Annotated in this window: 1 pseudogene; it reads left to right on the top strand. The window is 62.2% G+C overall.

Features of this window, described 5'->3' with window-relative positions:
- A pseudogene (locus ABT116_RS49740) lies at nucleotides 1–957 on the top strand (DHA2 family efflux MFS transporter permease subunit); the annotation flags it as partial.
- Nucleotides 958–1,065: the final 108 nt, after the last annotated feature.

Genomic DNA, 1,065 nt, shown 5'->3' with positions numbered 1-1,065 from the left:
CTGATCGAGGCCGCGAGCTGGCACTGGATCTTCCTCATCAACCTGCCGATCGGCATCATCGCGTTGGCAGCGGCATTCATCATCTTGCCGTCGGACAAGGCGAAGCCTTCGGAGTCCTTCGACTTCCTCGGCATGATCCTGCTTTCGCCCGGCCTCGCGCTGTTCTTGTTCGGTGTGTCGTCCATTCCCGAGGTGGGAACCGTTGCGTCGGCTCGGGTTCTGGTGTCGGCCGGTATCGGTCTGGCGCTGATCATCGCCTTCGTGTTCCACGCGCTCAACAAGGATCACCCGCTGATCGACCTGCACCTGTTCAAGAACCGTCAGCTGACCACCGCCGTCATCACGACGTCGCTGTTCATCGTCGCGTTCATGGGAGCCGGGTTGCTGTTCCCGAGCTACTTCATTCAGGTCGGCGGTCACACCACGCTCGCTGCCGGGTTGCTCATGGCTCCGCAGGGTCTGGGCGCCATGGTGACCATGCCCATCGCCGGTCGACTGGTCGACAAGATCGGCCCGGGCAAGATCGTCCTGACCGGTTTGCCGTTGATTCTCATCGGTTTGGGTGTGTTCACGCAGGTCGCTTCCGACTCGCCGACGTGGCTGTTGATGGGCGCACTGTTCGTCATGGGCCTCGGTATGGGTTGCACCATGATGCCGCTGATGACCGCAGCTATCGTGACGCTTTCCAACGAGCAGATCGCTCGCGGCTCCACCCTGATGAACATCGTTCAGCAGACCGCAGGTTCGATCGGTACCGCCGTGATGTCGGTGGTCTTGACCAACCAGCTTCTCGATCGTGGACTCGATACGACGATGGTCGGAGCGGCGTCGCACATTCCGACCGAACCGGGAAGTCCGCAGGAGTCCGCTGCAGATTCGATTCTCAGCGCGGCGTCGGATGCCTTCGGTAACACCTTCCTCGTTGCCACTGTGCTGATCGTCCTGACCCTCATCCCGGCGTTCTTCCTGCCGCGGAGCAAGACCACCAGGCCGGTGACCGTGTCCGGGAACCAGTTGGTGCCCTCGTTCTCCGCGAGGAGGCGGTCCTTGAGCGCCGTGGTGCGG

Origin of the sequence: Streptomyces sp. NPDC002130, from assembly GCF_040296465.1 — a bacterium.
In the GTDB taxonomy this organism is placed as follows: domain Bacteria; phylum Actinomycetota; class Actinomycetes; order Streptomycetales; family Streptomycetaceae; genus Streptomyces.
Note: the sequence above shows the minus strand (reverse complement) of the source record. Positions and strands in the feature narration are given on the sequence as shown.